At 59.2% G+C, this 26,262-nt stretch carries 20 protein-coding genes, 1 tRNA gene and 3 riboswitches; of the genes, 18 read left to right on the forward strand and 3 right to left on the reverse strand.

Translation table 11 applies throughout. The annotated features are described in order from the left end of the window. Positions 1-296: 296 nt before the first annotated feature. Both AC5E6W_RS17330 and AC5E6W_RS17335 read right to left on the reverse strand, forming a co-directional pair. Positions 297-626 (reverse strand): hypothetical protein, encoded by a 330-nt coding sequence (locus AC5E6W_RS17330; RefSeq protein ID WP_491753584.1) that lies wholly within the window; start codon positions 624-626, stop codon positions 297-299. Positions 627-1,027: 401 nt separating this feature from the next. Continuing rightward, positions 1,028-2,047, reverse strand: coding sequence for a LysR family transcriptional regulator (locus AC5E6W_RS17335; protein ID WP_491753585.1), 1,020 nt, complete (start codon positions 2,045-2,047; stop codon positions 1,028-1,030). A 291-nt stretch (positions 2,048-2,338) separates the two neighbouring features. On the opposite strand from AC5E6W_RS17335, the gene AC5E6W_RS17340 reads away from it, so the two are divergent. Next, entirely contained in the window at positions 2,339-2,650 is a 312-nt protein-coding gene (locus AC5E6W_RS17340; protein ID WP_491753586.1) for a helix-turn-helix domain-containing protein, read from the forward strand. Positions 2,651-2,787: 137 nt separating this feature from the next. Here AC5E6W_RS17340 and AC5E6W_RS17345 read toward each other — a convergent pair whose 3' ends face one another. Continuing rightward, the gene (locus AC5E6W_RS17345; protein WP_491753587.1) at positions 2,788-3,933 is read right to left on the reverse strand and encodes a tyrosine-type recombinase/integrase; all 1,146 of its coding nucleotides are present in this window, start codon (positions 3,931-3,933) and stop codon (positions 2,788-2,790) included. Positions 3,934-4,121: 188 nt separating this feature from the next. Here AC5E6W_RS17345 and AC5E6W_RS17350 point away from each other — a divergent pair. The 17 genes from AC5E6W_RS17350 (at position 4,122) to cbiB (ending at position 26,262) form a co-directional block, all read left to right on the forward strand. Beyond that, positions 4,122-4,186 (forward strand) — tRNA-Ser (locus AC5E6W_RS17350). Positions 4,187-5,201: 1,015 nt separating this feature from the next. After that, positions 5,202-5,395, forward strand: a riboswitch (cobalamin riboswitch). 22 nt (positions 5,396-5,417) lie between these two features. Beyond that, positions 5,418-6,350, forward strand: a complete 933-nt coding sequence (locus AC5E6W_RS17355) for an ABC transporter substrate-binding protein (RefSeq protein ID WP_491753588.1) — start codon at positions 5,418-5,420, stop codon at positions 6,348-6,350. Next, positions 6,347-7,114, forward strand: a complete 768-nt coding sequence (locus tag AC5E6W_RS17360; RefSeq protein WP_491753589.1) for an ABC transporter ATP-binding protein — start codon at positions 6,347-6,349, stop codon at positions 7,112-7,114. The genes AC5E6W_RS17355 and AC5E6W_RS17360 overlap by 4 nt, the downstream gene beginning before the upstream one ends. Then, positions 7,111-8,118, forward strand: coding sequence for a FecCD family ABC transporter permease (locus tag AC5E6W_RS17365; RefSeq protein WP_491753590.1), 1,008 nt, complete (start codon positions 7,111-7,113; stop codon positions 8,116-8,118). The genes AC5E6W_RS17360 and AC5E6W_RS17365 overlap by 4 nt, the downstream gene beginning before the upstream one ends. 2 nt (positions 8,119-8,120) lie before the next feature. Continuing rightward, positions 8,121-12,476 (forward strand): cobaltochelatase subunit CobN, encoded by a 4,356-nt coding sequence (locus tag AC5E6W_RS17370; protein ID WP_491753591.1) that lies wholly within the window; start codon positions 8,121-8,123, stop codon positions 12,474-12,476. Continuing rightward, the gene (locus AC5E6W_RS17375; RefSeq protein WP_491753592.1) at positions 12,473-14,197 is read left to right on the forward strand and encodes a VWA domain-containing protein; all 1,725 of its coding nucleotides are present in this window, start codon (positions 12,473-12,475) and stop codon (positions 14,195-14,197) included. Before AC5E6W_RS17370 ends, AC5E6W_RS17375 begins: the two co-directional genes overlap by 4 nt. Before the next feature lie 34 nt (positions 14,198-14,231). Beyond that, positions 14,232-14,401, forward strand: a riboswitch (cobalamin riboswitch). Positions 14,402-14,459: 58 nt separating this feature from the next. Continuing rightward, positions 14,460-15,095, forward strand: coding sequence for a bifunctional adenosylcobinamide kinase/adenosylcobinamide-phosphate guanylyltransferase (gene cobU / locus AC5E6W_RS17380; RefSeq protein ID WP_491753593.1), 636 nt, complete (start codon positions 14,460-14,462; stop codon positions 15,093-15,095). Further along, positions 15,095-16,486 (forward strand): cobyrinic acid a,c-diamide synthase CobB, encoded by a 1,392-nt coding sequence (locus AC5E6W_RS17385; protein WP_491753594.1) that lies wholly within the window; start codon positions 15,095-15,097, stop codon positions 16,484-16,486. Before cobU ends, AC5E6W_RS17385 begins: the two co-directional genes overlap by 1 nt. A gap of 36 nt (positions 16,487-16,522) precedes the next feature. Next, a riboswitch (cobalamin riboswitch) is annotated at positions 16,523-16,690 on the forward strand. Between the two features lie 10 nt (positions 16,691-16,700). Continuing rightward, complete coding sequence (locus AC5E6W_RS17390) at positions 16,701-19,202, forward strand: TonB-dependent receptor (protein ID WP_491753595.1); 2,502 nt, start codon at positions 16,701-16,703, stop codon at positions 19,200-19,202. Between the two features lie 71 nt (positions 19,203-19,273). Beyond that, positions 19,274-20,320, forward strand: a complete 1,047-nt coding sequence (gene cobT, locus AC5E6W_RS17395; RefSeq protein WP_491753596.1) for a nicotinate-nucleotide--dimethylbenzimidazole phosphoribosyltransferase — start codon at positions 19,274-19,276, stop codon at positions 20,318-20,320. Beyond that, positions 20,317-21,096: an adenosylcobinamide-GDP ribazoletransferase gene (gene cobS / locus AC5E6W_RS17400; RefSeq protein WP_491753597.1), complete on the forward strand. Its 780-nt coding sequence runs from the start codon at positions 20,317-20,319 to the stop codon at positions 21,094-21,096. The genes cobT and cobS overlap by 4 nt, the downstream gene beginning before the upstream one ends. Next, positions 21,093-21,677, forward strand: a complete 585-nt coding sequence (locus AC5E6W_RS17405; protein ID WP_491753598.1) for a histidine phosphatase family protein — start codon at positions 21,093-21,095, stop codon at positions 21,675-21,677. The genes cobS and AC5E6W_RS17405 overlap by 4 nt, the downstream gene beginning before the upstream one ends. Continuing rightward, a complete protein-coding gene (locus tag AC5E6W_RS17410; RefSeq protein ID WP_491753599.1) occupies positions 21,674-22,480 on the forward strand; it encodes a hypothetical protein in 807 nt (268 codons plus the stop codon). The genes AC5E6W_RS17405 and AC5E6W_RS17410 overlap by 4 nt, the downstream gene beginning before the upstream one ends. Beyond that, positions 22,477-23,052, forward strand: coding sequence for a cob(I)yrinic acid a,c-diamide adenosyltransferase (locus tag AC5E6W_RS17415; protein ID WP_491753600.1), 576 nt, complete (start codon positions 22,477-22,479; stop codon positions 23,050-23,052). Before AC5E6W_RS17410 ends, AC5E6W_RS17415 begins: the two co-directional genes overlap by 4 nt. After that, on the forward strand, positions 23,034-23,720 hold the full coding sequence (gene bluB, locus AC5E6W_RS17420) for a 5,6-dimethylbenzimidazole synthase (protein WP_491753601.1): 687 nt from the start codon (positions 23,034-23,036) through the stop codon (positions 23,718-23,720). Before AC5E6W_RS17415 ends, bluB begins: the two co-directional genes overlap by 19 nt. A gap of 14 nt (positions 23,721-23,734) precedes the next feature. Next, positions 23,735-25,294, forward strand: coding sequence for a cobyric acid synthase (locus tag AC5E6W_RS17425; protein WP_491753602.1), 1,560 nt, complete (start codon positions 23,735-23,737; stop codon positions 25,292-25,294). Continuing rightward, a complete protein-coding gene (gene cbiB, locus AC5E6W_RS17430; protein ID WP_491753603.1) occupies positions 25,291-26,262 on the forward strand; it encodes an adenosylcobinamide-phosphate synthase CbiB in 972 nt (323 codons plus the stop codon). The genes AC5E6W_RS17425 and cbiB overlap by 4 nt, the downstream gene beginning before the upstream one ends.

Below are 26,262 nucleotides of genomic sequence, written 5' to 3' on the forward strand. Positions count from 1 at the left end.
CCTGACGAAGCAGGTTCACCACCTGCTCAGGACTATGCTTCTTCCTTCGTGCCATCACCAGCTCCTTGAGACCAAGTCTCTATCATTGGAACTGGTTCAAAAATGGCCGGGCACTCCAAAGGGACACGAGGCCCGTGCGCTGGAGCGGGCAATGCAACTCCAAGGTGTCCGCTAAAGCCGGACCGCATCGACGCTGGAATAGAGTTGAGTGCTTGGTGCCCGCGGTCGCGTGCAAGGGAATGGAATTGGCGTGCTCCTCTGCCAGTTGCAGATTCTGCGCTCTGCGGGCACACTGACTACAAAGAGAGAGTCACCCTGCCTTCGCCGCCGAAAGTCCCGACGAAGCCTCTAGCGATGTTCGCAACTCCCCACGAGAGCCACACTGAGGAGAAGCCGCTTTGCATCGACAAGTTTCCCGCAGTGACATTGTTGATCGGGTTGAGCGCCTTCGGGGTTTGCATCGGCAGAATCCCCCGACGGACGAATCCGAACGGATCGTGTACGAGCGGCGGGAACAGAAGACCAAGGATCTTCTTTCCAACCTTCGGCGAACGAGTGATCGCCCAACGCTCAGTCTGATCAAAGAGTTCGGTGAGTTGAACGCTTTGACGGTCGATGGTGCCCATCGGCTATTTGGATATGATCTTGATGCCGTTCGAGACTATGACTTGCTCTTGAATGGCGGGCGCACACATATTGAATGTTTGCATTAGGGTCTGCGCACCAGAGAAGTCCATCGTTCCCTGGGCATGCGCAACGGCAGTGAGTGTGAGAGGAAGGAGCACCGGCAATGCGGCGCGGACGAGCCGCGCGATGTGCCCATGAGAGGAGGACAGAAAGGATCCGGTGATGCCGGCGTTCCTTCGGCGGAAGAGGGACGACGATCGATGTGCCATTGAGACCTCCGGGTGACCGTGCATCAGTCACGTGATGGAGGGATCATGGCTGGCATCCTTCGCCTCGTCCAATTGTTCGTATTTATCGGGTGATTTACAGGATTTATCACTTTGCCGGAAGCCTTTTCGGCTCAGCGAATTCCATCAAGAAGTTCCAACTGAATCGGCTGGGATTTCTCTTGCAAAGTTGGCCGTTCAACCTTCGTTTCGTCGTTGGCCGACGAAGGAACTAGCGTCGCAACACTTGTATGCTTCAGAGCGTCCTTGAGAAGGCTGTTGAGTTTCTTCGCTAGGATCGGCACCGTCTTGGGGTGGCGATCATGGTGATAGATGAGAGCGGTATCCACCGTCCACCCGACGCCAGCGATGGGACGCGTGATCAAGTCGGGATCGATTGATGCTCCTTCCCGGATCAAGGTGAACCCATATCCGTCCTTGACGAGCATCAGCATGTCGGAAAGAGTGGAGCCGCGCGCGTATTCCCGGAAAGAGAGTCCCACTTCGTAGAGCAATTCGAGGAGACGAGTGTGCGCCGAGGGATGCCGCTGTGGGTCGTAGAGGATTGGTAGACGGTCCCTGAGGTCCGCCGGGCTGAGGGTGAACTTTGTTGCAAGCGGATCATTCTTGCGGATGCAGACCACCAGCCTGTCGCTCTGAATCTCCTGGATCTTCAGAGCTTCGTGCTGCAGTGGTAGCGTGATCAAAGCCGCGTCGAGTGAGCCTTGCGCTACCTCGTCAGCGAGTTGCTGCGTGTCGCCGTACATGGGATGAATCGAACATGACGGCACGATCTCACGATGGAAGTCGACCGCGCTTCGATAGAGATCAGGATTTACCTGCGGGGAGCAGCCGAAGCGGAGCTGGCGAAGTTCGCCGCGACCGATCTCGATGAGCGCGTCGATTACGTCATCACGGGTCTCAAGCAGCAGCCGTGCCAGAGCGATGAATGCCCTTCCCGACTCTGTCGGTCGAATGCGCCTGCTCTTTGACTTGTGAAAGAGCCGGATGGAGACGGTCTCTTGAAACTGCCGCGCCTGGATACTCAGGTTCGGCTGCGTTGTAAAGAGTTGCTCCGCTGCAGCGCGAAACCCCTGCTTCTCGAGGATGGCAAGCAGATAGCGGAAGTGTCTGAACTCGGCCCAATCGTACATAGAGCGCAACTCGATATGGCGATGACTTCATACGATCTGATCAGGGAAGCTCCAGGATAGAGAGCCTCCCACAGTGCCATCGTGCCCCGAGGGAGCGCTATCCACAACGAAAAACAGACACGGTGGCCAAATTTACTCTTCGTAAAGCGCGCCACTGCCTCACATCGCGAGACCGATAAATGCCATATATCGGGTGATAAATACGAACAATTGGACGGCACCCACCAACAGCCTCATGCAGGTCGACAGCGGCGTGGCCGCTTGCCTGACTCGAGTTCTAGGGGAGGTCGTATGGCTGATAGATTGTTGATCCCACGTGTTGCTGGTCGAGATCAGGCGCAGAGTCCCGGACATGCCCCGAGCGCGGAAGAGCCTCCCGTGACCAAGAAGCGCCCCGGCAGAGTAGGCCTACCCTCGCAGAGCAAGCTGCTCGTCGGCCGAGATGAAGCGGCCGAGATGCTGTCGATCAGTCCACGAGCGATTGACTACCTTATATCGACCCGGCGTCTGATCGCGCGGCGCATCGGCACTCGCGTCCTAATCCCCACAACCGACCTGGAGCGCTTTGCAAGAGCTGATCATCCGGAGCGTCTCGCCGGATGATGTAGCGGAGTAATCACTAGGAACGACGAGACATCTTCACTAATACCAACCTTTGTCTTCTGGCACCAGCACCTAGCGACAACATGCCGCGATCGATTGAGCGCCGACCACGTCACGCGGGGTGGTCTGATACCGATTCAACTCTCTACCCGGTTGAGAATAGCCATAGCGTTGTGAAGCGTCGTGTGATCCATGTGGGCGTAGCGGGCCGACATAGAGATTGTCTTGTGTCCTGCGGCTTCCTGAATGACTTTCAGGCTGACACCGGCTTGGGCCAATCTGGAACAGAAGGTGTGCCGCAGATCGTGCCAGCGGAGATCTTTGATCTTCGCTTCATTGAGAGCGGCCTCCCACCATTTCTTGTTGTCCCCTATGCCGAAGACCACATCGTCCGGTGAAGAATTCGGCCGATCGACGGCTCGATCTTTGCGTTCTAGCGAGAGCTTTCGCAATTCTTGAAATGCACGCACCACATCTGCAATCATTGGCACAGTGCGACTCGACTTGTTTTTTGTATCGCGTAGAAGGATGACCTTCTGCTTGAAGTCGATATCCCTCCAGCGGAGCCCATACTGCTCCCCCTTTCGCATTCCGGTACCGAGCGCAATGTCCAGTTCGAAGATGCGGTGAAGCAGTCTCTTCCGTCGCCGCTCATTCTGTGGACCACAGGCGTCGACCGCACTCTGTAGAACTGCGCGGAGCCGTTTCTCCTCGTCGGGTTTCAGATAACGAATGATGCCGTTATTGACCGGATGCTGACTGACATCCCGTACCGGGTTTATCTGGACCTTGTCACGCTGCTTGGCGTACCGATACACGGCCGAGAACGTTGCCTTGTACCGGTTCAGTGTCGCCGGCTTCTTATCCATCGATTCGAGCCAGTCCATGATCTCGAAAGGCCTTACCGTCGAAGCAGGTCGGTGGCCGAACTGCTTCTTGATGAGTTCGAGGCGAAAGGGCGGGTTCCTTTGGTCCTTGTAAACATCTGGCTTGCTCTTGATGTGGCGCAGAAGATCATCACAGAGTTCCGCGACCGTAACGGTCGAGACCGACAGTTCCAGCTCCGTTTTCGTCTTCGGGGCGGCTTTGGCTGTCGAGGGAACGAAGCCCTCGCCCGTGCGCTTCAAGGGCCGCGCTTTTTCGACGTAGGCGACCGCAGCGGCGCGATTGCGACCGAATGATTTGCGGACGAGCTTTCCGTCCTGCCTGTAGCGTGCGTGCCAAATTCCAGACCCCGGAATTCTTTCGTAGACTCCTTCAACGTACGCCGCGATCTTTGCCATCTAGGGCCCCTTTCGGAAATAGTGCGAAGGTCTCCTCTGGGGCAATTCTAAAGGCTAGTGTGATACAAGTGTGATACACCTTCACGTCATTCCATGCGTTTCGGTGCGACGATAACAAGGCAACTGATTGACATCTAACTGTCCTATAAACAGCGAGATGCATCGCACAGAAACGCACGGAGTTGCGCGGACTGGAAGCTGTAAAATCGCACTCCTAACGCGAAGGTCGCAGGTTGGACTCCTGCCCGGGCCACCGTCTATCCCATTCAAAATCATTTACTTGCAGCACTGACGCCGAAGTTGCAAAAGTGGCCGTTTTGGAATTGGGATACTTTTGGGATACTTTTCCAGTTTTTCCAATGCAGGCCCTTGCAACGCCCTGCCGGGCTCGTCTGTTTCACGAACAAACTCACAGTGATCCCTCCAGACAGCAAGAAGCCGCAGCGGATCGCTACGGCTTCACAATTTCACCCTCCAAACAGGACGTCGGTGCTACGCGGGGTTTGCGAGATGCTGGCCTGTCCGCGTAATCGCTAAACTTCGAAAAAGCGGGTTGCAGCAACCTCCGTAAATGGAAAGAGTCCAACCTTCGTTCCAGGTGAAAGTTCGACAGCACCGAACCTCTCGTGGCATTCAGCAGTGATGCCGAACGGGCACGTATCACAACCGCAGACACTGACATCTGATCCGTCAGTTCGAGAGGCCGCGAGTTCCTGTACTCTTCGTTCTTCCAACCGGATTGCATTCAAGTATCTTGCGATGAAGCGCGACAATTCGCTTGGATCGTCTACCCCCGCTCAGCTTAGAGCAGAATGCAAACCTCGCGACGACACCCGTCGAAGAGCTTCTACTGCTGCCCTTTCTTCAACCCAATCAAGTCAAGGACTCCCTGCATGCCTACCAGCTCTCCAAGCGCGGAAACTCCTTGCGCGTCATGGCGGAGGCGGTTCGCTGGGCAAGCGGGGAGCAAGAGTGAATACGATCAGTCCCGGCATCATCATCTATGGGCGCCGAAGGCGCGTTCGTTACGGGCAGCGACTTCCTGATGGATGGCGGAGTGACAGCTGCTTATTGGTTTGGTGACCTTGCACCGAAATAGGAATTGACTGCAAATGCAAGGAACTTCCAAATGCCCGGCCTCTTGGCAATAGAGCTTCGCCATCTGCGCACGAAGGACTGGACTCTGGAATGACAATTCAGGCGCCGGGGCAAAGAGTACAGCCGTGGATAAGGTGCGGTGTTGCTGGAGCGTTCGGCGCGGCGTGGTACTGTTGATCTTGACCCAAGGTGCCCACAGGGGGCTTAAAAGGGAAGTCCGGAGAAAAACCGGCGCGGTCCCGCCACTGTAAACAAAGATAAGTCGCTAGTTGAGCCACTCGATGGATTGATCGGGGAAGGAATAGCGACGGATACGCGAGTGTCGTCTTTGAGCCAGGAGACCTGCCAGGGGTTCAAACTGCAACTTTCTGCGGAGAACAGAAACCTTGCGCCCGAACTCTGGCTCGCTCGAACGTAACTCGCATGCTGCTGTATTGACACGCCGCCAGTTCCTCCGGAGCACTGCGTTCGCGGCGGTCGCCACGCGGCTTTCCGCCCAGCAACGACCGCATCGGATCGTATCCACCGCTCCCAGCATCACGGAGGCGCTTTTCGCTCTAGGATTGGGAGACGAGGTCGTCGGAGTCTCGCGCTTTTGCGACTTCCCTGCCTCCGTTCTAAGACTTCCCAAGGTGGGGACGTATCTTGCACCGGACGCGGAAGCGATCGCGCGCTTGGCCCCCGACCTTGTGATCCTGCAGCGGCTTTCGAGCGAGTTGACCAACCGGCTGCAAGCCTTGCACATTGCCTTCATCGAAGTTCCGCATGGAACATTAGGCGATGTCTATACCGGGATTTCTCTGATTGCGAAGGCAGCAGTTGTTCCGGAGCGCGGCAGCCTGCTGATTGATCGAATCAAGCAAGAACTGGCAGCAATTCAAACCAAAGCGAAGAAGTTGCCGTCGCCGCGAGTGCTGATGATTGTGAACCGGCGGCCCGGGATGCTTGCGGACCTGACAGCGGTCGGCCCTGAAAGCTATTTGGAACAGTTGCTGGAGGTGGCGGGCGGAACGAATGTGCTTGCCAAGCCCGGAATCCCGCTGTATCCGCGCATCTCGTTCGAAACGGTGTTGCGGGAAGACCCGGATGTGATTCTCGACGTCAGTGGCCAGCAGGAATCGGAGGCGGAGCGCCAAGCTGCCAGTTCGCAGGTGCTGGCATTGTGGCGGCAATACCCGCAACTGACCGCGGTTCGCAAACAACGGGTTCTCGTAGGTACATCAAATGCGCTTCTGGTTCCAGGACCCAGGGCTCCGGAAGCGGCGCGGCTACTGTTTGACGATCTGCACAGTTCCGGAACGAACGGGCGTGCGAGTTGAGTTCCCTGCTTGAAGTCGTTAACGTGCAGCTCTCCTATGAAAGGCGGAACGTCCTGCGCTCGGCGACGTTTCGCGCAGACAGTGGCGAGTTTCTTGCCCTGGTTGGAATCAACGGAGCGGGTAAAACCACGCTGCTTGACATCATCGCCGGCTTCCGCAAGCCGGCTACCGGAACAGTCTCGATCGCCGGTCGCACTTGCGGAGAATGGAATCTGCGCGAGTTCTCGCAGCGCGTCAGTCATCTGCCGCAGGCGGTCCGCGCCGACTTGCCGTATACAGCGGAACAGCTTGTGGCCATGGGACGATACCCCCATATGGACCGGTGGTTTGAGTCGGAGAAGGATCACAGTGTCATCCGCGAAGCCATGCTGCGGACACACTGCTGGGAGCATCGCCAACGGAACTTCGGATCGCTCAGCGGTGGCGAGCGCCAGCGCGTTCTACTTGCAGCCTGCCTTGCCCAGGACGCTTCCGTCCTATTGCTGGACGAGCCTTCAACCTTCCTTGACATTGAACAGCAGCTGCATTGCTTTACCGTGCTGCGCGAAGAAGCGAAGGCCGGGAAGTTATGCATCGCGGTGACGCATGATCTCAATCTGGCGATGACTTACTGTTCACGCATCATCGTGCTGGCGGATGGGGTTGTCGCACACGATTTGTCCGCGCCCAGGGCTCGCGAAGAGGATGGATGGCTGCACCTCTTCTCCTCTCGCCTAAGGATGGGCACCACTCCTGCCGGAACACCGTGGATCTGGTATCAATGACAACGCACGAACACAACACTGCGGCGGCGCGGAGAAGCCTTATCCTTCCGCTCTGTGTCTTCATCACCTGCGCCATCCTGCTGCCATGGGTGGGGGCCGGCCCGATCAGCGTGGCCAAAGTGCTGCATCGCCAGACGCCGGACTTCGAGATTCTGGTTCAGCTTCGCGTCACACGCACTCTGCTTGCGCTGGTTGCCGGAGGAGCGCTCTCGTTGGCAGGTTCGCTGTTTCAGGCGATGTTGCGTGATGCACTGGCGACGCCGTATACGTTGGGGATTTCCGCCGGAGCATCGCTCGGAGCCGTTGTGGTGATCGCTACCGGCTGGCAGATGATCTGGAACATTCCGGCAACCTGGGTCGGAGCCCTGGTCGGCGCGTTCGTTGTGCTGGCGCTGGTTCTGGGTGGCTTCTCCAAGCGAAGACAGATCTCAGCGTTCAGCCTACTTCTCACGGGGATCGCGATCAACAGCGTTTGTGCTGCGTGCATTATCGTCCTGGGCGGATTTGCCGGTATGTCGAGAACGTTCTCGATTGCGCGCTGGCTAATCGGCAGTGTCGATTCAACGAGCTACACTTCTCTCAGTTTCCTGAGCGTGGTTGTGGTGGTGCTTGCTGTGTTGATCGTGTCGCAGGCACGCAGCTGGAATCTGATCGCGGTGGGCGATCAATGGGCTGCATCCCGCGGCGTGCGGGTTCCCGCGCTGTTGAGGACGGGCTACATTACGGGATCCATTCTGGTCGCGGGAGCAATCGCCGTAACTGGCCCGATTGGCTTTGTAGGGCTCATCGTTCCACATCTCGTCCGATCGAAGATCAGTCCAGACCATCGCGTTCTGCTGCCGAGCGCGTTCCTCTTTGGAGGCTCGTTGCTTGCCGTCTGCGATGCTATCGGACGCGTTGTCATGCCGCCCGCCGAGATTCCAGCCGGCGCGGTACTTGCGCTGATCGGCGGACCCTACCTGGTCTGGGCCATCCGCCAAAGAAGACCCGCGGAGGAGATGTAGCTATGCCGCCAACGCATCGTCAACGTGTCATCCGTGCGGACGGAAGAGCCTTCAATATCGTCCAGCATCGCGCGCACCTGACCTACTGCTACAGCGGATGCTGCTGCGGCATCACCGAGCGCGGATATGCCGCCGTGCCCGTGGATGTTTACACGGAAGAATGGTTGAAGCGAAAAATTCGCAACGATGTGCACCTGACCAAGGGCGGATGCATCGGTCCTTGCGCGCTGGCCAATGTTGCCAGCCTGGTGTTTGATGGCAAAAGCATATGGTTCCATTCCGTCAATAACGAATGGCTTGTCCGGCAGATCTTCGAGTACATCGATTCCATGCTGAAGGCTGACCGATTCCTGCAACCTCCGGCGGAACTGACCGAATATGCCTTCAACTTCTACGACTGGGATGTTCGCCTCCCAAGCTCTTCCGATGGACTAAATCAGCTTGAACTGGCGCAGCCGAACGGCGGCATCATGCTGCTGTCGCATGCGGACACAGACATGCTCACGCTAATCAAGGCGTCCGAAACTCTTCCGGCCGAGCTGCGTGTGAGTGCGTTTTCACTGAACGCGCTGCGCACGGAAGATCAGATGGACGCGTTGATTGCAGGCGAACTTGGCAAGGCTAAAGTGATTGTAGTGCGCTGCCACGGACCGTTGAGCTGCATCCCTGGCTTCAGCAGGCTGAGGGCAGCGTGCATCGACCGCGGCCATTCGCTTGTGTTGGTGAGTGGAACCGGGGACAACGCTTCGGAGTTCGCGGAGACAATCAATGTGCCGGCGGATGTGATGCACACGGCCTCGGGGTATCTCGATTTTGGAGGTGTCGCCAACTTCGGCGAGCTCTTCCGCTTCCTGTCAGATCGCCTGATGCTTACGGGTTTCGGCTACACCCCACCAAGCCCGATGCCAGAGCACGGCATCTACCTGCCCGAGGTCGAAGACGCAACCTTCGAGGATTGGCGTGTGCGGGCGGACCCGGCACGACCGACCGCGGCGGTGCTGTTCTATCGTGCGCATCGCATGAGCGGTAATACCTCCTTCATCGATAAGCTGGCCGACGCTCTCCGAAGCAAAGGCATGAACGCGCTCTGCGTTTTCACTTCAAGTCTCAAGACGAAAGAGGATGGCCGGCCCGCCGCGTTCGCATCGATTGATGGCCACGCCGACGTTCTTATTTCAACGCTGTCGTTCGCACTCGGAGAGGTGAATACCGGCTCGGTAACAGTTGCTGGAGAGTCCGTGAACTCCTGGCAGCGACTTGGCATCCCAGTCCTGCAGGCGATTGCGAGCGGTATGCCACAGGGAGCCTGGGAGGGTTCACGCCGCGGCCTGAACTCGCTTGATACAGCTGTGAACATCGCCATTCCAGAGTTCGATGGACGCATCATTACCGTTCCTGTCTCGTTCAAGGAGCGGAACGCAGAGAATCTGTACAATGCGCACGACGAGCGCGTTGAGCGCGTCGCGGGTATTGCGGCGAGGCTTGCCGCTTTGCGGCACACGCCGAACAGCGAGCGGCGAATTGCGTTTGTGCTGACCAACTCCGCCGCCAAGGCATCGCAGGTCGGCGGGGCGGTTGGCCTCGATTCTCCGGCAAGCCTGCTGACAACACTGCGGGCGATGCGGGCGCGTCGCTATGACATCTCACCGCTGCCTGCTACCCCGGACGAACTGATGCAGGAACTTCTGCAGCACGGTACGTACGATGATCGCTATCCGCTGGATCCAGCGCAGGCGAAGCGCTTTTCGAGAGCCACTTACCGCAGGATCTTCGCTGCATTCCCGGAACGTCCGAACCGCAGAATGCAGGACTTCTGGGGTCAGCCACAGGATCGCGGCGCAAGTATCATGCCTGCGAAAAAGACCGACAAGAAGCTGCTGCCGACCATCGGCGGCAAAGTGGTTTCGATCGATCAGCAGGAGCCGTGGGGGGACGAACACGACTACCTCTTTGCGGCGATCGAGTTTGGCAACGCGCTGATCGCGCTGCAGCCGCCACGTGGCTATGGCATCGATCCTGACGCGATTTATCACACTCCGGATCTTCCGCCGACGCACCACTACGCTGCGTTCTATCGCTGGCTGGGAACGCCGCAGTCTGATGGAGGCTGGGGCGCCGACGCGATCGTGCATATGGGCAAGCATGGGACGCTGGAATGGCTTCCGGGCAAAGGCATCGGACTCTCAGGCGAGTGCTATCCCGACCTGCTGCTGGGCGATCTTCCGCTGGTGTATCCCTTCATCCTCAACGATCCCGGTGAAGGCAGCCAGTCGAAACGTCGCGCTCACGCGGTCATCGTCGACCACCTTACGCCTCCCATGACCACTGCCGAAACGTATGGTCCGCTCGCGGAACTGAATCAGTTGGTAAATGAGTACTACGCCGTGGAGAAACTGGATCCCGCCAAACTGCCATATCTTCAGCAGCAGATATGGGACTTGGTGCAGCGGAGCAACCTCAAGACCGATCTCGATACCAAAGCCATGCTTACGCGCGAGCGTGGTGATCATACGCATGAGTGGGACGATGCTCTGACTCCTGAGGGTGTTCCCACCACGCTCGCGTCGATGACCGGCAATGAAGTGGCGCACTTGATCGAGGATCTCGATGGTTATCTTTGCGAGCTCGGCATGGCACAGATACGCGACGGCCTGCACGTCCTGGGGCAGATGCCACCTCTGCCGGAGATGCTTCGCTCGCTCACGCGCCTAGCGAACCTGAGCGCGCCAAGCCTGCAGGGCGCGCTCGCTACTGTGTTCGGCTTTGATCTCCCTGTGCTTCTCGACAGGCCTGGAGGACGCCTGGAGGCAGCACGATCACTAATGGGTCAGACTTGTTACACCCACGCGGACGTGCTTGAGGTGCTGGATCGCGCGGCGTTTGATCTCTTCACCATGCTCGAGACGCTGGGCTTCCGCACCGAGGCGATTGGTGAAGTGCAACGAGCGACGCTTGGTGTCGAGACAGAAACAATCTCGCAGGCGCTGCTGTTTGCCTGCACCGAGCTGGTGCCGAATCTTGAACAGACAGGCGACGAGATTGAACACCTGCTGGATGCCCTTGAAGGCAAGTACATTCCCGCAGGACCGGCTGGTGCGCCGACGCGGGGCATGGCGCATGTGCTGCCCACGGGCCGCAACTTCTATGCTGTCGATCCACGCGCTCTGCCCTCGCAGGCGGCGTGGCGGGTGGGACAGCAACTGGCCCATGAGGCAGTAGAGCGCTTCCGGAAGGAAGAGGGCAAGTATCCCGAGATGATGGGCCTGAGTGTGTGGGGGACTTCGCAGATGCGAACGCATGGCGACGACATCGCTGAGGCTTTCGCGCTGCTGGGGGTTCAGCCGGTCTGGGATCCCTACTCGCGTAGGCTGGAAGGCGTGTCGGTAATTCCGCTCGAAGATCTAGGCCGGCCACGCGTCGATGTAACTCTACGGATCAGCGGATTCTTCCGAGATGCCTTTCCCCACCTCATCGATATGTTCGACCAGGCAGTGTCTCTCATCGTTGAGCTGGACGAACCGGCTGACAAAAATTATCCACGCAAGCACTATCTTGCCGACCTCGCAGCCCACAAAGACCTTCCGGAACATGAGGCGGATGCGCAGGCCCGCTACCGCATCTTTGGATCGAAACCGGGATCGTATGGAGCCGGAATTTTGCCTCTGATCGAAAGCGGCAATTGGAATGGCGACAAGGATTTCGCGCGCGCCTTCCTGACCTGGGGCGGATACGCCTACGGGAAGGGCGCGGATGGTGTCGATGCCCAGGGTGTCTTTGCTGAGCGGCTGAAGTCGATTCAGGTTGCGCTCCATAACCAGGACAACCGCGAACACGACATCTTTGATTCAGACGACTACTTTCAGTTCCACGGCGGCATGGTCGCCTCGATTCGCGCCCTCACCGGCAACCCGCCGAAGGCGTACTTTGGCGACAGCTCCCGCCCGGAGTCGGTGCAGGTACGCGACCTGCGCGAAGAGGCTTTGCGGGTCTATCGCTCACGCGTCATCAATCCGAAATGGATTGAGAGCATCAAGCGGCATGGCTACAAGGGAGGACTGGAGCTGGCCGCGACGGTAGATTACATCTTCGGGTTCGATGCGACAGCGCAGATCGCTCCGGACTTCATCTACGAAGGCCTCGCCGAGCACTACGCTTTGTCACAGGAGATGCGCGACTTTCTGGGAACATCGAATCCGTGGGCATTGCAGGCAATTGCGGAACGTTTGTTGGAAGCGGCTAAGCGAGAGCTATGGGAAAAACCGTCCCCGGGCACGCTGGAGGCTCTCCGGGACGTTCTGCTGGAAAGCGAGACTCTACTGGAAGCTCAGGGCGAGCGGAGGCGTGAGCCTGTCCTATGAAACATCCTGTCTATCCTTTCGCTGCCATCGTTGGACAAGACGAGATGAAGCTGGCGTTGCTGCTGGCAGCAGTGGACTGGCGCATCAGCGTCGTTCTGCGTGGCGATAAGGGCGCCGGCAAGACCACCGCTGCGCGTGGACTTGCGGCACTTCTCCCGTTACCATCTCCCTTCATCAACCTGCCGATCGGAGCGACGGAGGACCGTCTGTTGGGAGGTCTGCACCTCGAGCGAGCTCTACAGGGCGATCCTGTGCTCAAGCCGGGACTTCTTTCCGAAGCCCATGGTGGGGTGCTCTATGTCGACGAAATCAATCTGCTCCCTGCGCACCTTGGCGACGCGCTGCTCGACACTGCATCGAGCGGAGTTCACGTGGTCGAACGCGAAGGGCTTAGCGCCTCACATGCGGCCGAGTTTGTGCTGCTGGGAAGCATGAACCCTGAAGAAGGTACGCTGCGCCCGCAGCTACTGGATCGCTTCGCACTGGCAGTCGATGTCATGGCTACGCTGGATCCGGACGCGCGACAAACGGTAGTCGAGCGGCGCATCGCCTTTGAGCAGGATCCTGCGGGGTTCCATAGGGAATGGTCGGCCATGGAACAGCAACTCCGCGATCAGGTTAGTAGGGCTCGCGAAAGCTACACTAGCGTTCGTTGCTCAAAAGAGATTCTCGCGATGGTCAGTACCGCCGTGTGCGCGGCGGGAGTGCGTTCGTTGCGCGCGGACCTTGCGGTGGTGCGCGCTTCGATCGCCTATGTCGCGCTGGCCGGAGATGAAATCGTCCGCCCGGAACATGTCGAAGCCGTTTTGCCGCTGGTACTCGCCCACCGAACCCATGACCGCCCCCCGCCAACTCCACCCGGTTCCCCATCACAAGGACCTCAACTGCCGAAGGAGATGACCGAAGCAAAGGATCACCCGGTCCCCGGCGACGCGCTCGCGAGAATCTTCGCCCCGCGCAAGGTGGACGCCTTCGCGCTGCGTCCGGCGTTCCAGGCAGATGCGCGTGGGGTCAGTGCGGCGGTTTCCGCTCCGCAACGTGGCCAGGTGACTGGTGTGCGCCGAACGGAAGAACCCAAGGAGCTCGACCTTCGCGCAACCTTGACTCACACACTGCTGGACTCGGGAAACCTGCAGCCGAGGGTGCAGGACCTGCACGAGCGAATCCGCAGGCCAGCAGCGGGAACGCGATATCTTTTCGTGATCGATTCGAGCGGATCGCATGCGGCCCAGGAGCGCATGCGGCTGGTGAAGGGCGCTGTAGCCAGCCTGCTTTCGCGCTCCTTCAGGAGCGGCGATGAGGTTGCGCTCATCGTCTTCCGCGGGACTTCCGCACAGGTCTTGCTGGAGCCTTCAAAGTTGCTCTCCGAGGCCAACCGCGCGCTCGAGTATCTGCCTACAGGAGGAAGGACACCGCTGGCCCATGCGCTGGATCTCGCGAGGAAGTACATTACGCCATCGACGCTGCTCATCCTCCTCACAGATGGGCGAGCCAATGTGGCTCTTGGAACTGGCGACCCCTGGCAGGAGGTACTGGACATCGCTCGCCAGATCAAGACATATTGTCTCGTGATCGATACGGAGAACTCCTCCGAACGGCTTGGAAGGCCTCGGGAGCTCGCCGAAGCGATGGCTGCTGAATATGCACACTTGGATGTCTCGGGAGGAAATGACGAAGTCGTTGGCGCTTTACAGCGTCTTCCGCTCGCAACGGCAGGATAACGGATCGCTGCGATTGACCCGCATCCGCAGGAACGGTATAACTTTGCTATCTGGTGTTCGGGAAGACGGTGCGAATCCGTCACTACCCCGTAACTGTAAACGCTGAGAGCCTGGCATGAAGGGTCACTGGGATGAAAGTCCTGGGAAGGCCGCCTGGTTCGATGAAGCGTAAGTCAGGAGACCGGCCAGATGAAGATCGGGCTTCATTCAACTTCGCTGGGAGAGTTGAAGAGCATATCCACGCGTCATTCGATCGAATGCCGTGGCATCCGCCTATTACCAATCCCGCTCATTGTCCGGCAGCTTCGTGCGTCCGGATGCAAGGAGCGTTTGTATGCAACAACCTCAGACCACGGCGGCGGTGACGCTCGTGCTCGGCGGCGTCCGCAGCGGTAAGAGCCGGTTCGCGCAAGGCCTGGCCAAGCGTGCCAGCCGTGTCGCTTTCATTGCGACGGCAGAACGCCGCGACGATGCCGAAATGCATGCGAAGATCGAACGTCATCGCGCCGAAAGACCCTCTACATGGACGACCATCGAAGAGCCACTCGATATACCGCGAGTTATTCGCACAGCAGGGCAGGAGTTTGACGTGCTGCTTATCGACTGCCTCACCCTGTTCGCGTCCAACCTGCTGGAAGCGTGCGGCGAAGATGCTGCCAGGCTGCAAGGCTACATCCACGAGTTGTGTGCCGCGCTCAACGCTGCGCCTTGTTCCATCGTCCTCGTGTCAAACGAGGTTGGCAGCGGTGTGGTTCCGGCCTACGAACTCGGGCGGCGCTACCGCGACCTGGTCGGCGAGATCAATCAACGCGTCGCTTCCATCTCCGACACGGTGCTGTTGATGGTCGCGGGACTGCCATTGCCTCTGAAGGGTTCCCTGCCGGAGGCAACCAGGTAATGAGGGGCTTCCTGATTGCCGGCACAGCCAGCGGCGTGGGTAAGACCACAGTCACACTGGCGCTGATCGCTGCCATGCGCCAACGCGGTTTGATCGTTCAGCCCTTCAAGGGCGGACCGGACTTTCTCGATACGGGTCATCACACGCGCATTGCAGGGCGCAGCGCGCGCAACCTCGATACGTGGATGCTGTCTGCTGATTCCAATCGCGACGTGCTGTGCGAGGCCGCTCGCGGTGCCGACGCGGTGATCGTGGAAGGCATGATGGGACTCTTCGACGGTAAGGACGGTGCCACGGAAAATGGAAGCAGCGCGGAGATTGCGAAGCTGCATAAGCTTCCGGTGGTGCTTGTGCTCGATGCCGGAAAAAGCGCACGCAGTATTGCCGCTACCGTGCTTGGCTTCGAGCTCTTCGATCCAACACTTCCCTTAGCGGGTGTGATCCTCAACCGCGTCGCCAACGAGCGTCATTTCCAGATGCTGACCACGGCGATTCTTGCTTCGTGCCGGACACCCGCGTTGGGGTGGCTTCCCCGAGAGCCGCTTATCGCTATCCCCGAGCGGCATCTTGGTTTGCGTACCGCGGAGGAGTCTGACGAGGATGGCGGGGTTGAGCAGCAAATCGAACGGCTCTCGGCCCTGGCGGAGAAGCACCTCGATCTCGAAACGTTGCTTTCTCTTGAATGCGGGCTGGAGTGTTCGCCGGTCCCACAGCTTGACCCTGAGACAAGAGAACCACGCATCCGCGTTGGCGTCGCGAGAGACCGCGCCTTCTGCTTCTACTATGAGGACAACCTCGACCTTCTGCGCCAACATGGGGCCGAGATCGTGCCGTTCAGCCCCATGCTGGATGTTTGCCTTCCGGAAGATCTGGACGCCCTTTATCTGGGGGGCGGATACCCGGAACTCTATGGTCGCAAGCTCAGCGAGAACGGGTCGATGCTTGCGTCCATGCGGGCCTTTGCAGCGACCGATCGTCCGATCTATGCGGAGTGCGGAGGGATGATCTACCTGGGTCAGCAACTCACCACCACCAACGGCGAGACGTACACGATGGCCGGGCTGCTTCCGCTTGCAACTGGGTTGACCGCAAAGCTGATGCACTTCGGATACGTCACTACGGAACTTACTCGCGATTGCCTGCTCGGCGCTTGCGGCACGGTGTTGCGCGGTCATAGTTTTCACTACTCGTGCATTACGCGGACGGAGCCGATGACAACCAGCTACCGCGTGCGGTATTCCCTTTCCAATCGCGAAGAAGACGAAGGCTTCAGTCTAGGCAACATCCTCGCGAGCTACATTCATATTCACTTTCGCGCAGCGCCCGATGTGCCACGGCATTTCATCGAGGGCGTGCGCTCAATCAAAGCGAAGGAGAGGACGATCGCTTGAAATCAACTTGAGCCGATGCATCGCGATCGGCCCACAACGAAAACCAAACAGCAGGGTGCCGGGAAGAGCGGTGAGAATCCGCCACTACCCCGTAACTGTAAGCGCCGAGAGACATGCAGAAACGCCACTGGAGCTTTGCTCTGGGAAGGCAGCATGGATCGATGAAGCGTGAGTCAGGATACCGGCCCTGCTGCCACCTATCCCGAGGGGGAACATGAAAGCCGTAACAAAGCCATCAGCACGTCCCATGAATGCCGCCAAGTCGAAAGCGGCACTGCGCTCCACCCATTTGGCACTCGCATTCGTCCTCGCCATTGCCGTCATCATTTCACCGTCGTGCGCGCAGCAGCCAAAGACACTGCGAGGAACGGTGCATGATCCTCTCGGCGCACTTGTCGTCGGCGCTTCCGTGGATCTCCTGCAAGGCGAAAGTGTTGTCGCAAGTTCGACATCTGGACCGGACGGCACGTTCCATTTTGATGTTCCTGCTTTCGGACGATATCGCCTTCGGGTTACGGCGGCCTCCTTTGAGACGACGATCACGCCTCCGGTCAATGTCAGCGGGACCGAAGTGCCCCGGTGGGAGGTGACGGTTACGACGAAGACTCTTACGCAGCAGATCACGGTGACGGCCACGGGAACGCCCACGCCAGAAGCGCAGACGGGCGCCTCGGTGACCGTGATCCCCGCGGAGGATTTTCGGCTCATGCCAGAAGTACAAGACCCTCTTCGCCTCGCGCCCGGCTTGCAGGTCACACAGACCGGCCAGATGGGCGGGACCAGCGGCCTTTCGATCCGCGGCGGCGGGACAGATGCCAACAAGGTCCTGATCGATGGCGTCCCTGCAAACACCATCGGGGGGGGAGTTGAGTTCGCCAATCTTGCTAGTGCCGGCATCGGCTCCATTGAAGTGCTGCGCGAGCCGAACAGCGCTCTTTACGGCTCGGATGCGTTGGCCGGCGTGGTGAGCCTCACTTCGGTTCGAGGAACGACTCCCCTGCCTCTCTTCACCTATGCCGGCGATGCGGGCAACTTCCACACCTACCGCAATGAGGTGACTGCCGGCACGGTTTACCATCAGTTCGATCTTTACTCAGCGTTTGCGCGCATCGACACAGATAACAATCTTCCCAACGACGAGTTTCACAACGCGACGTACGCCGGCAATTTTGGCTGGACGCCGAATGCCGCGAATGACCTGCGCTTCAACGTGCGCCACGTCGTCGTCTCCGCCGGGCAGCCGAATGCTGTTGCCTTCTTCGGCGTTCCGGACAATGCCCAGCAAAAGGAACAGGACAACTACTACAGCGCCGTCTGGAACAACCAGACCAACGCGAAGTGGCACAACCAGATTCGCTATGGCGGGCTGAGGCAAAACGGAGACTTCAACGATTTTGCGATGGTTGGCATCCCCGACGGATTTGGAGATACCGATGGCGCGCCTGTCACCATTGCAGGAGCCAACGGCTACCGCGTAAGCGGGCAGGCTCTGTTTTACTTCGCAGGCACAGTTCTCTTTCCGGACCAGTTCCATACCGTCGCCAGCCGCGACTTCGTCTATGCGCAGAGCGATTACCAGGTCACGCCGCACCTTCTTGCCCTCGGCGGATTCAAGTACGAAAATGAGAGCGGCTTGTCTGGCGAAAGCGGAACGGGGATCCTCGCTGCGCCCGAGACGATTCAGCGCGGCAATTACAGCTACACCATGCAGTTCTCGGGAGAGGCGCTGCATCGTCTGTTCTATAGCTTCGGCACCGGGCTTGAAGACAACGGGCTCTTCGGCTTCGCTGGAACGCCGCGCGCTTCGCTCGCGTATTACCCGTTCCGTCCGTCGTCCACCGGCCTCTTCAGTGGCACGAAGCTCCATGGCAGCTTTGGGAAAGGCATCAAGGAGCCGAGTATCTTTCAGCAGACAAACTCGCTGTATGGCACATTGCTCATGCTCCAGGAACAGCAGATCATTCAGCAATTCAATGTGAAGCCGCTTGGCCCGGAGAACTCGCGTACGTACGATGCGGGCATCGAGCAGCAGTTTCTGGATGGGCGCGGACGTGCGGGGCTGACGTACTTTCACAATGAGTTTACGAATGGCGCGCAGAATGTGCCGCAGAACATTCTTTATCAGTTTGGCGTGCCTGCTGGTCTTGCCGCCGACTTTCCTTTCGGAGCATACCTCAACGGCGCAGCCTTTCGCGCGATGGGTGCGGAGCTCGAGACGGAGTACCGGTTCAGCAGTCACTTCTTCGCGCGTGGCGGCTACACCTATACCGACGCGGTCGTGCAGCAGTCGGTGGCAACTCCGGCGAGCTTCACCTCCTTTCCGAATATCGCCATTGGAGCCTTCGCCCCCCTGCCGGGAGCAAGGCCATTCCGCGTAGCGCCACACACGGGTTACTTTGGGATCAACTACACGCGCCCGAAATTTTATGGCTCACTCACTGGAACGCTCGTAGGAAGGCGCGACGACAGCGACTTTCTTACCGATTCGAACTTCGGCAATAGCCTTCTGCTACCGAATCGCAACCTGTTGGGCTCGTATCAGCGGATTGAACTCGGTGGCGGGTATCAGATCTCAGGTCGCGTGAACTTGTACGCCAACATTCAAAACCTGCTGAGCGAACACTACTTCGAGGCGTTCGGATTTCCAGCGCTGCCACTTACTTTCCGTACTGGAATCAAGTTGAACTTTGGAGGAGAGTCATGGACGCTGCGCTAGGAATTGCAACAGCAGGGGGCACATCCAACGGAGAACTTCCGGAATCGATCGGCCCGCAAGAAGTTGACCGTTTGGTCTCTGCAATTGTGCCCCCGAGCGAAGTCTGGCGCGGCAGGGCTCGCGCGCATCTCGATACCCTTACGAAACCCATCGGAAGCCTGGGGAGATTGGAAGATATTGCGGCGCAGATCGTTGCGATTCGGGGGGACAGCTTTGCTGAGAAAATCAGCAAAGCCGTCTACATCTTCGCGGCAGATCATGGAGTCACCGCCGAAGGTGTAAGTGCGTACCCCCGTGAAGTCACTTATCAGATGGTGATGAATTTTCTGCGCGCGAGTGCCGCCGTCAACGTGCTTGCGACGCTTCATCACGTCGCACTGCATGTCGTCGATGTCGGCGTGGACGCAGACTTCGAAGGGATTGCCGGCCTGCTCCATCGCAAGATCGCCCGAAGCACACACAACATGTTGCATGAGCCAGCTATGTCCAATGAGCAACTGGGGCAAGCTCTCGCGGTCGGCTCAGAGATGGCTGCGAGCGCAGTCGCGGCAGGCACAACGATGGTCGCCATCGGAGAGATGGGCATTGGCAACACGACTTCGGCCAGCGCGATCGCCTGCGCTCTTACGGGCGCGAGCGCAGCGTCGGCAACCGGACGTGGCACCGGCCTTAATCCCGAGGCGCATCTGCGAAAGATCAAAGTCGTTGAAGGTGTCCTTCGCAGACACTTCGAAGGCACCGCCGATCCATCGCCGGTTGAGGTGCTGCGCTGCGGCGGTGGTTTTGAGATTGCCGCCATGGTGGGCATGATCCTGTCTGCGGCGCAACATAGGCTGGTGATCGTCATCGATGGCTTCATCTCAACCGCAGCGGCAGCTATTGCCGTCGCGATGGCGCCCGCCGTCCAGGGCTATCTCATCGCCGGGCACTGGTCCGAGGAACCGGGCCACCGACTGCTACTCGATCGCCTGGGGCTGACGCCAGTGCTCACCCTGAACATGCGGCTTGGCGAAGGCAGCGGCGCGGTCCTTGCGATGCCGATTCTCGAATCGACCATGGCCCTCTACAACAACATGGCCACCTTCACTTCGGCCGGGGTAAGCGAGCGATCCCTATGAGTCGTGTAGCCCATCTGCAAAGAAGCTGGTCAGATTTCCTTGCGGCCGTACAGTTTCTCACGCGCGTTCCGGTGCCGTCGCAACCGTACAAGACCGACTCGCTCGCGCGCTCCGTCGTGTTCTTTCCGGTTGTCGGGTTAGTCGTTGGGGGAGGAGCCGCACTGCTGCATGTTGCGCTGACTCCCCATCTCCCCAGATTGGCCGCGGCCTTCGTAGTGCTGCTGTACCTCGTGGTTATCACGGGAGGTTTTCACGAAGACGGGCTAGCCGACACCGCCGACGGTTTCGGAGGCGGAACGACGCGGGAGAAGATTCTCCTCATTCTCCGCGACAGCCGCATCGGCAGCTACGGAGGAATAGCACTCACGCTGAGCCTGGTCGGCCGTCTTGTGCTCATCGCTTCGCTCCCACTCGCTCAGGCACCGCAATATCTCATTGCGGCACACGTGTTGTGCCGATGGACGACGCTTCCCCTGAGTTATTATCTAGCGCCGGCACGCAGCCCGGACTCGCAGCAGATGGACGGCCAGGGCGCACGGATCGCCCGGCTTACTTCAACGGGCACGATGATGGCCGGGACGATCTTCAGCGTTGCCGTCGTTGCTCTATTGCTGAGGATGCATGCGATCGCCCCGATCCTCAGCACCGTTGCGATCGCTATTGTTACCGGCCTTTATTACAGGAGCCGCATCGGCGGGGTGACTGGCGATTGCTTTGGGGCGACGAATCAGCTCTCTGAGATTGGCGTAACTCTGTGCGGAGCGTGGATCCGATGAACGGCCTTGTTTTCATCCGTCATGCCGAAACCGATCTCGCGGGCCGCTTCTGCGGGCACTCGGACCCAGGCATAAATGCACGTGGGCGTGAGCAGACCGACGCGATGATCTCGCGCCTCCAGACCGCCAGCTTCGACGCCGTCTACAGTAGCGACTTGCGCCGAGCCACAGAGACTGCAGCGGTGCTGGCAGACGCTCTCGCTCTTCCTGTCACCACGACGGAGCGGTTGCGGGAGATCGATTTTGGAGATTGGGAAGGCCTGACTTGGACCGAAATCGAGCGCAAGGACCCCACACATGCACGCCGCTGGGTTCAGGGCTTTCCAGCCTTGTCCGCTCCGCGGGGCGAACCAGTGGAGCGCTTCGAACAGCGAGTTCTAGCGGAGCTGGAGCATCTTCTAGTCCTCGCTGAAGGCGAGCGAATTGCGGTTGTCACCCACGCCGGAGTGATGCGCGTGGTGCTGCGAGCGCAGGGTTGCTGCAGCGAAGAGGAGACCTGGGCTGCGACCGCGTCTTACTGCTCGTCGTTCGAATGGCCAATGGGCGCGCGGGTCTGCGCCTCTAGCGAGGCAGTCCGATGAACTATGCTCCTGTTCACATTCGAGAGCTTGCTGCGTGGGGCCTCGACGAGTACGAATACCGCCCCGGATCCTACGCATCCAATGCATCGTTGCGGGCACAGTCCGCGCCGTTCGAGCAGGCAAACGTTGTGCTCGAAACTCAGACGGAAGCACTAGGCGGGATGCTTGCGCCGCATGCAGAGCGTCCGGACTTGCTCGCGGAGATGGCTGGGCTTTCGTGGTCACTGGGAATCGTCGATCTGCGTCCTCTGCTCGCGTTCCAGCGCCGGCTGTTCTTCCATCCGTCGGTGGTTCCGGTTCAAGTTCCCGCAGCGCAGGATTGGGCTGCCCTGATCGCGCTTTGCTTCGGGCGCACACGTCCGATCGAGTGCGAGACAGCACACGACTCCTCGACCGGGACGCTGCTCTTTCGTTCCAACAATCCGAATCTGCATTTGCGATTCACGGGAAATCCCACCACACCGATTTGTCTGCATACCGGGAGCCCATTCTTCGAGGTCGCGTGCTTTCGCGGCCGCTGGTTTCTCCGCGACGGATATCATCGTGCATACGCTTTGCTGACGGCGGGAGTATTCCAGATACCGGCGGTCATCGTGCACGCAGCGACGATCGAAGAGCTTGGCGCAACACAGCCATGGTTCTTTTCGGAAGAAGTACTCTTCTCGGAGGATCCGCCCCGCGTGACGGACTTCCTCAAGGACCAACTGGTCATTGCTTATGAGCGACCTCCGCTCATCAAGACATTGCGCATCACCATGCAGGAAACCCTCACACTCGCAATACCCATAGGAGAACCATCATGAGTATCTCAACGAAACGCGGCGATGGCGGTGAAACCGGGCTTGCCGGCGGAATCCGTGTCTCGAAAGCTGACCTACGCGTCGAATCCTACGGTTCCGTGGATGAACTGAACACTGTCCTTGGTTTTGCACGCAGTATCTGCCAAAACAAGGAGATTGCCGCATGGACAGAGACCATCCAGCGAACACTCTTCCGTGTTGGTTCTGCGATCGCCACTCCACCAGAGAGCAAGAAGCAGCCTCCAGCCATCTCGACGGAAGATATCGACATGCTCACCGATCTGGTACATAAGATCGAAGCCACGGAAGGAATTTTGTCGGACTGGTCACTACCGGGCGCGCATACCGAGTCTGCAGCATACGAGGTGGCTCGAACCGTCTGCCGCAGGGCTGAACGCGCGGCCGTGCGTTTCGTCGAGAATGGCGGAGTAATACAGCCGACGGTGCTGCCATATCTCAACCGGCTGTCCGACGTCCTATGGCTGTTCGGGCGGCTGATCGAAGTCAACGCGGGGATTGAATCCCGCCTGCGTCCCGAATCCAAAGGCGGCCCGAAGTGGTCAAGAGCCTGGTAGATCCGGCAGAGTTGGCCTTCAGCGAGCCCGATCGCGCGGCCGTCTATCGCGCTATTGACGCGCGGCGCGATGTGCGGCGGGGCTTCGTCGATCGCCCCTTGCCCGACGAACTGCTGCAACGGCTGCTGGCCGCTGCCCATCGCGCGCCTTCGGTCGGCCTGATGCAGCCGTCCCGCTTTATCGTGATTCGCAACCTTGCTACGCGCCAGGCCGTGCACGATATTTTTCAAGAGGCGAATGCGAAGGCCTCCGCAATCTACGCAGGGGAGCAAAGAGAACGGTACGCGGCGTTGAAGCTCGAAGGTATCCTCGAAGCGCCACAGAACCTCTGCATCGTGTGCGACAGCCAGAATGAACGCGGGCACGGGCTGGGGCGTCAAAGCGTACCTGAAACAGCCGTCTACTCGACTGTTTGCGCGGTGCAGAACCTTTGGCTCGTCGGCCGCGCGGAAGGAGTGGGCGTCGGATGGGTGAGCATTCTCGATCCCGTGCGCCTGCGAGCCTTGCTCCATATTCCTGAGCACATCCTTCCAGTCGCGTACCTCTGCCTTGGTTATGTCGACAGCTTTGCCACCGAGCCGGAGCTCGAACGCGCGGGGTGGGAGAAGCGCGTGCCGCTGCATACGGCCATCTGCTATGAGGCTTACAGGGAGAGCGAGACCTCGTGAGAGCTCGCGCCATCATGGTGCTCGGAACCAGCTCTCACGTTGGCAAGTCGCTGCTGACGGCGGCGCTTTGCCGCATCGTCGCACAGCATGGCTATCGGGTCGCTCCCTTCAAATCTCAGAACATGTCGCTGAACTCGGCGGTCACTCCTGAGGGACTTGAGATCGGCCGCGCCCAGGCGCTACAGGCGGAAGCCGCCGGCATTCTGCCGTCGGTCCATATGAACCCGATCCTGCTCAAGCCATGCGGAGACATGACGTCCCAGATCGTCGTGCGCGGCAAAATCTGGGGCAGGCTCACTGCGTCTGACTATCACCTGCGTCGCGTCGAGGAACTATTGCCGATCATTCGCGAGAGCTACGAGATTCTAGCTTCCGCAAACGACGTGATCGTGATCGAAGGTGCTGGCTCACCCGCAGAGATCAATCTGAAGCAGCACGACATCGTGAATATGCGTATGGCTGAACTCGCCGATGCCGATTGCCTGCTGGTCGGCGACATCGATCGTGGCGGCGTCTTCGCATCGCTTCTGGGTACGGTCGAGCTGCTCGAACCGCACGAACAGGACCGTATTCGCGGCTTTCTCATTAATAAATTTCGTGGCGATGTTCGACTGCTCGATCCCGGCATTCGCACGATGGAAGAACGGCTCGGAAAACCATGCCTCGGAGTTGTGCCTTATCTGCCTCAGCTCACGCTCGATGAAGAGGACAGCCTTGGTCTGCCACCGCCTGACACGGAGTCCAACGCCTGGTGGCAGATCTCTGCTGATCCAACGAGGCCCATCCGTATTGCGGTAATTGCCCTTCCTTCTTTTTCGAACTTCACGGACTTTGATGCGTTGCGCAACGAGCCTTGTGTCTCGTTGAAGCTTTGCCGCACTCCGGAAGAGATTTCCCATGCCGACGTCGTCATTGTCCCTGGGAGCAAACAAACTGCTGACGATCTGCTATGGATGCGCGCGCAGAAACTTGATGCGGCCGTGATCGATCATGCTGGTAAGGGGCCCGTGGTTGGCATCTGCGGCGGCATGCAGATGCTGGGTAAGGAGATCATCGACCCCAACGGAATGGAGCATAGCGAAACGACTCGAGGCCTGGGACTACTGGCCATCGAGACGATCATGCAACCGCAGAAGATCACTCGAAGCAGTTCCGGCCGACTCGTTGCGACTTCGCTCTTCGGCCAGCCCTTGCCATCCCTGAACATCGCCGGATATGAAATTCATATCGGCGAAACCCGCTATCTCGATGCAGCCGAACCTTTTGCTCTACTCGATGCTGACAGCAACGGGGATATCGTCCCCGATGGGTGCGTCGCTGCCGGCGGAATGGTCTTCGGCAGTTATCTGCACGGACTATTCGACGATGATGAGTTTCGGCACGCCTTTCTTCACGCCGCCCGCTCCTACTATCGCCTCTCGACTGCCATAAGGTTGGAAGACTGGAAACGAAAGCGCGAGGGCGCGTTGAACCGTCTCGCCGATGCGGTGCGGGCGTCGCTGGACCTGCGAACGATCTTCTCGTGGTCTGGCCTCACGTATAAGGCAACGCCCGAGGAACCGACGAAGCCATGAATCGCAGCCTGCTGCTTCCCTCCGCGTATCTGCTCGATCAAATTGCCGGAGATCCAGAGTGGTTTCCTCACCCTGTCCGTCTTATGGGCGCAGGAATTTCGCGCGCAGAAGCTGCACTCCGGCGCGCGGGACAAAGCAACGGCATGGAACTCGCCACGGGCGCGGCTCTCGCCCTCATCACCATTGGGGCGACCTACTGGACAACTGCGACTATCCTGCGGTTCACGCGCACGCACTCCAGCCTCCTTGGAGACGCGACGGAACTGGTGCTCGCTTGGACGTGTGTGGCTGGCCGCAACCTGGAGCAGGAGGCGACTGCTGTCACCAATGCTCTCCAGCATCGCGATCTCCCGCCCGCGCGACAGCGGGTCGCACGCATTGTCGGTCGCGACACCGCAGACCTTGATTCGCAGGAGATCAGCCGTGCAGTGATCGAGACCGTCGCGGAGAGTGCGTCGGACGGAGTGATGGCGCCGATGTTCTACATGGCTCTCGGTGGAGTTCCTCTGGCCATGGCCTACAAGGCGGTGAATACGCTCGACTCCATGATCGGCCACGCGGACTCGAGGTACTTCTTCTTTGGCAAGGCCGCCGCTCGTTTCGACGACGCCGCAAACTTTCTGCCCTCGCGGATCACAGCCCTGGCGCTCGTCGCAGCGGCGCAAATTCATAGCTGGTCCGATCCACAGGCTGCATGGCACACGTGGCTTCGTGATCGATCGAAGCACAAGAGTCCCAATGCCGGCCAGCCGGAGAGCGCGATCGCAGGTGCACTTCATGTCTCCCTCGGCGGAGATAACACCTATGCGGGTGAGCTTGTTTCGGCACAGCGCATAGGAGAGGAATTTCCTCGACCCACACCGGATCATGCCATCCGGGCGATCCGCCTCGTTGCCACAGCATCGTTAGTTGGCCTGGCGTTTGGTGTCCTGTTCGCCACCATTTCGCATTCAAAGAGGCGCGGCTGA

The sequence above is a fragment of the Bryocella sp. genome (genome assembly GCF_058498515.1).